We start from the raw sequence: 5,655 nt of genomic DNA, 5'->3' as shown, positions 1-5,655 counted from the left end.
CGTTTTCAACAAACAATCCTCGGGCTTGACCCGAGGATCTATCCACGCCGGTCGCGAGCGGCGTTGGCGTTTGGGCAGGCGATCTCACCACGAAAAGCGGCTACCGTGACGCCAGTCGCATGGAGAGGTGCTTAGATCCTCGGCACAGGGCCGAGGATGACGCCGGTGAAGGGTGGAACGGCTTGGAGAAAGTCGAGATTCCGGAGGCCTCCGGCCCTGTTGCATATCTGCAACTAATTTGTTCTGACGCCTCTTTAAACGGCCGAAATCCGCTCCCATATCTGCCTCAGGCGGCAGCAAATGCCGCTGTCATCGGCTCGCCTCAGAAGAGGGGGTTGACCTGAATCATCGCGCTGTCGCTTTCCAAAGGGCAGGGTGAGGAATGGAGGCATGAAACATGAATTTCGAAAAATATTCCGAACGGGTTCGCGGCTTTCTGCAGTCCGCGCAGACCTATGCGCTGGGCGAGGGCCATCAGCAGTTCGACGCCGCGCACATCCTGAAGGTGCTGCTCGACGATGAGGAAGGCATGGCCGCCTCATTGATCGCGCGCGCAGGCGGCGACGCCGCCAAGGCGCGCCTTGCCAATGATACTGTGCTCGCGAAAGTCCCGAAAGTTTCCGGCGGCAATGGGCAGATCTACCTGGCCCAGCCGCTCGCCAAGGTATTCACCACCGCCGAGGAGGCCGCCAAGAAGGCGGGCGACAGTTTCGTCACCGTCGAACGCCTGCTGCTCGCGCTTGCGATCGAAAAGAGCGCCTCGACGGCGAAGACGCTGGCCGATGCCGGCGTAACGCCGAACGGCCTGAACGAGGCCATCAACGAAATCCGCAAGGGCCGCACCGCCGACAGCGCCAGCGCCGAACAGGCCTATGACGCGCTGAAGAAATATGCCCGCGACCTGACGGCGGACGCCCGCGACGGCAAGCTCGATCCCGTGATCGGCCGCGACGATGAAATCCGCCGCACGATCCAGGTCCTGTCGCGCCGCACCAAGAACAATCCGGTGCTGATCGGCGAGCCGGGCGTCGGCAAGACCGCGATCACCGAGGGCCTTGCGCTCCGGATCGTCAATGGCGACGTGCCGGAAAGCCTGAAGGACAAGAAGCTGATGGCGCTCGACATGGGCGCGCTGATTGCCGGCGCGAAATATCGCGGCGAGTTCGAGGAAAGGCTGAAGGCGGTTCTGAACGAGGTGCAGGCGGAAGCCGGTCAGATCATCCTGTTCATCGACGAGATGCACACGCTGGTCGGCGCCGGCAAGGCTGATGGCGCCATGGATGCGTCCAACCTTCTGAAGCCGGCGCTTGCGCGCGGCGAGTTGCACTGCGTCGGCGCGACCACGCTCGATGAATACCGCAAGCATGTCGAAAAGGACGCGGCGCTCGCCCGGCGGTTCCAGCCGGTGATGGTTGCCGAGCCGACGGTCGAGGACACGATCTCGATCCTGCGCGGGCTGAAGGAAAAATACGAGCAGCACCACCAGGTGCGCATCGCCGACAGCGCGCTGGTGGCCGCCGCCACGCTTTCCAACCGCTACATCGCCGACCGCTTCCTGCCGGACAAGGCAATCGACTTGATGGACGAGGCGGCAAGCCGCGTGCGCATGCAGGTGGATTCCAAGCCGGAAGAACTCGACGAACTCGATCGCCGCATCATGCAGCTCAAGATCGAGCGGGAAGCGCTGAAGAAGGAAACCGACACGGCCTCCAAGGACCGGCTGGCGCGGCTTGAATCCGAACTGGCCTCGCTCGAGGAAGAAGCCGATGCGCTGACGGCGCGCTGGCAGTCGGAGAAGAACAAGCTCAACCGGGCCGCCGATCTCAAGAAACAGCTCGAGACGGCGCGCAACGAGCTTGCGATCGCCCAGCGCGGCGGCGAGTACCAGAAGGCGGGCGAGCTTGCCTATGGCACGATCCCGAAGCTGGAAAAGGAACTGGCCGAGGCGGAGTCGGAAGACAACACCGTCACGGATTCGATCCTGCAGGAGGTCGTGACCCCGGACAATATCGCCCAGGTGGTCTCCCGCTGGACCGGTATCCCGGTCGACAAGATGCTGGAAGGCGAACGCGACAAGCTGTTGCGGATGGAAGACGAACTGGCGAAATGGGTCGTCGGCCAGGGCGAGGCGGTGCAGGCCGTATCGCGCTCGGTCCGCCGCGCCCGTGCCGGGTTGCAGGATCCGAACCGGCCGATCGGCTCGTTCATCTTCCTCGGCCCCACCGGCGTCGGCAAGACCGAGCTGACCAAGTCGCTTGCCAGGTTCCTGTTCGACGACGAGACGGCGATGGTGCGCATGGACATGTCGGAATACATGGAGAAGCACTCCGTGGCCCGGCTGATCGGCGCGCCTCCCGGCTATGTCGGCTACGACGAGGGCGGCGCCCTGACCGAAGCCGTGCGCCGCAGGCCGTACCAGGTGGTGCTGTTCGACGAGATCGAAAAGGCCCATCCGGACGTCTTCAATGTTCTGCTGCAGGTGCTCGATGACGGGCGGCTGACCGATGGCCAGGGCCGCACGGTCGACTTCCGCAACACGATCATCATCATGACCTCGAACCTCGGGTCCGAGTTCCTGACGCAGCTTGGCGACAACGAGGACAGCGAGACCGCGCGCGAGCAGGTGATGGCTGTGGTCCGGGCTTCGTTCCGGCCGGAATTCCTGAACCGGGTCGACGATATCATCCTGTTCCACCGGCTGCGCCGGGACGATATGGGCCAGATCGTCGATATCCAGCTCGGTCGTCTCGAAAAGCTGCTTTCGGACCGCAAGATCGTACTCGATCTCACGCCGGAAGCCCGCAACTGGCTGGCCGACAAGGGGTACGACCCGGCCTACGGCGCACGTCCGCTGAAGCGGGTGATCCAGACGGCGGTGCAGGACCCGCTGGCCGAGAAGCTCCTCGGCGGCGAACTCTCCGATGGCACCCATGTGCGCGTCGACGCCGGCTCCGACCGGCTGGTGTTCACCACCGGCCGCAAGCTGGAAGATGCGGCGTAATTGGACGACGTGAAACGAAGGGGCCCGCCATCCGGCGGGCCCTTTTTTGTTGCGCGGATATTTGCCGATCAGTTGGCGTTCGAAGCCACCTGGCCGCCGGCATTGTCGTTGCCGAGCAGGGCGTCGATGCGGGCGCGCTCGGATTGGAAGCGGGCGAGGTTTTCGCCGGTGAGCGCGTCGGAATTCGGGAAGCGGATCTTCATCGGGTCCACCTTGGTGCCGTTGACGATCACCTCGTAATGCAGATGCGCGCCGGTCACCAGGCCGGTCGCTCCGACATAGCCGATGATCTGGCCCTGCTTGACGCGTGCGCCGGGTTTGACGCCGCCGGCGATCTTGCTCTGGTGGTTGTAGGAGGTCTCGTAGCCGTTGGCGTGGCGGATGATGGTCTGGTTGCCGTATCCGCTGGCCCAGCCGGCCTTTTCCACGATGCCGTCGCCGGCGGCGATGATCGGGGTGCCGGTCGGTGCCGCCCAGTCGACGCCCGGATGCATGCGGGCGTATTTCAGCACCGGGTGGCGGCGCATGCCGTAGCCTGAGGTGAACCGGCCGTTTGGCACCGGATTGCGTAGCAGGAAGCGCCGGATGCTGCGGCCATCCTTGTCGTAGAAGTCCACGGCGCCCGTTTCCGGATCGCGAAAACGGTAGAGCGCGATGTCCTGACCGCCGATCTCCGCATCGATGTAGAACAGTTCGGAGCTTTCCGTCGCCCCGCCCTTGGGGTCGGCATCGGAGAAGAACAGCTCGAGCGTGTCTTCGGGCGAGGCCTGCGACTGCAGATCGACCTTGCTGGCCAGAAGATTGACCAGTTGCGCCGACATCTGTTCGTTCAGATCGTAGCTCAGCATGGCCCGGTAGATGCCGTCATAGACCCGCACCGGCTTCTGCGATGTGCCGAGCAGCAGGTCGGTCTCGTCCGCGGTGGCATTGGCGACCGCATCGCTCATGGCCGGCGGCGTGCCTTCGACAAAGCGCCCCTTGTCATTGAGCGCCATCGTCATGCGATGCTCGCCGTTACGGTAGAGGCTGAGGCGCACGACGCGCATGTTGCGGCCCATGCGCAGGAGTCCGATGCGCAGCGTGTCACCGGCCCTGAGCATCGCCGATCCCGTGCCCTCCTGGATCAGCCGGCCAAGCTCGTTGGCCTGCGGCGGGGGATAGCCCGCCGCCGTCAACAGTGCGGCGGTCTCCACCGCCTGGCGCACCGGCAGAATGTCGTCGCTGAAATCACGGGTGAACACGGATTGCAGCGCGCTCACCGAAACATTCTCGTCAATGATCTGGGCGCTGAGCGCGGGTTTGAGCGGCAACAGGCTGGGTTCCGGCTCGAACCGGTCGGGGTCGACATAGCTCAGCATCGAGATTTCGCTGACGCTGTCCTGAAGCGAGGCTTCGTTGGCGAGAATGGTCGCCTCGATCTCCTCGGTGCTGAGGTCGGCGGCGAACGGCGCGTCCGGCCGCGTCATCGGAAAGGCGATCGAGCGGATCTCGACCTCGCCCTGGACGTCGGTGTCATAGATCACGTCGGCGCCGTGCTGGACATCGGTCGGCGTGTCGCTCGAGGAAAACACGGCGAAGGGATCGAAGGCCGGATAGGAGGGTGTCTCGCCGTAATTGGCGGCGAGCGCCATCTTGACCTCGGAAAACGGCTCGTAATGGACCACGTCGCTGTCGCCCTGGCGTACGGCGGTCGGCACCTGCAGGATGCGTCGGTTCGAGGGCTTGGCAATGACGGCGGTCTGCACGAGCCGCGACCCGCGGACCGCGCTGTCATCGGCATCCGGACCGGGGAGCGCGGTCTTGGCAAAGGCGGAGGCGGGGATCGCAAGCCGTTCGCGGCCGTCGACGGCGACGGAGAGCGCGACCGCCATCAACGCGGTGCTGGTCAGGCCGGTAAGGCAGACGCCGGCGAGCCATCGCAGCGAAACGTCGCGGCGCGCCGGCGGCGTGCGGCCGTCGACGACGATCGGATTTCGCCGGCCGAAGGAACGCGCCGGGTTGTCTTTCACTTTCATAGGCCTGTCGTCTCGCATAGAACTTTTGCGTGTCCGCCCGTTTCCATGTGCCGAAATTCGGCCAATTAGTCAAACCGCCCACAAGCGCTCCAGGGTGGAATGGAGCAAATCCGGGGACGAAAAGCGGTACCGTAGGGACGCGCTTCATATCAAAGAGGCGAGGTCTGTTGCCATCCGGCGAAAACGGACGCGCTTCAACAGCCGTCCGCAAACCCTCGCTTATATGGTTGACCCCATCCCGCTTCCCGCGACCCGGGCAGCGGCGCCAATGTCACGTCTGAAGATGGCATATTGAAGGCGCTGTCATTTCCGGTTGCCGACAGCGAGCGCGCCTACCGCTCTCGGCGCCCGATTTTTGGGGAAAGGAGAAATGCGAACTAAATTATCAATAAATTTCAATACCATAACAAAAATGTCATTTTTTTTCGAATTGCGTTGTTGACGATCGGGAAGAGGTGGGTCTATAAGCCGCCTCACCGAACGACGGGGCGGCGCTGAAGCGGGGCCTACGGTTCGAAAGAAAATCTTCAGACAGGCTTAAATGCTTCGTCAGGCTGAACTTAACAGATTGGCCGAAAGTGGATTTGTGACGGAAATTTCCGTCGGTTATTTGGACAATTGAATATTGAAGAAAGAGAA

General features: G+C 63.3%; 3 protein-coding genes. 1 reads left to right on the top strand and 2 read right to left on the bottom strand.

Going from position 1 to position 5,655, the window contains the following annotated elements; genetic code table 11:
- Positions 1-397 precede the first annotated feature (397 nt).
- Positions 398-3,001, top strand: a complete 2,604-nt coding sequence (clpB, locus tag K7H91_RS25250) for an ATP-dependent chaperone ClpB (protein WP_230722923.1) — start codon at positions 398-400, stop codon at positions 2,999-3,001.
- A 68-nt stretch (positions 3,002-3,069) separates the two neighbouring features.
- Here the strand turns inward: clpB and K7H91_RS25245 are convergent, their stop codons facing one another.
- Entirely contained in the window at positions 3,070-5,016 is a 1,947-nt protein-coding gene (locus K7H91_RS25245) for a M23 family metallopeptidase (RefSeq protein WP_230722922.1), read from the bottom strand.
- 415 nt (positions 5,017-5,431) lie between these two features.
- Positions 5,432-5,655 (bottom strand): hypothetical protein (locus K7H91_RS25240; protein WP_230722921.1); only part of this gene is annotated, 224 nt, incomplete at its 5' end.

The organism is Martelella mediterranea (genome assembly GCF_021021415.1).
Lineage (GTDB): Bacteria > Pseudomonadota > Alphaproteobacteria > Rhizobiales > Rhizobiaceae > Martelella > Martelella mediterranea_C.
Note: the sequence above shows the minus strand (reverse complement) of the source record. Positions and strands in the feature narration are given on the sequence as shown.

Coding starts and splice junctions, on each gene's coding strand:
- clpB (WP_230722923.1), top strand. CDS start 398: ATGAATTTCGAAAAATATTCCGAACGGGTTCGCGGCTTTCTGCAGTCC.
- K7H91_RS25245 (WP_230722922.1), bottom strand. CDS start 5,016: ATGAAAGTGAAAGACAACCCGGCGCGTTCCTTCGGCCGGCGAAATCCG.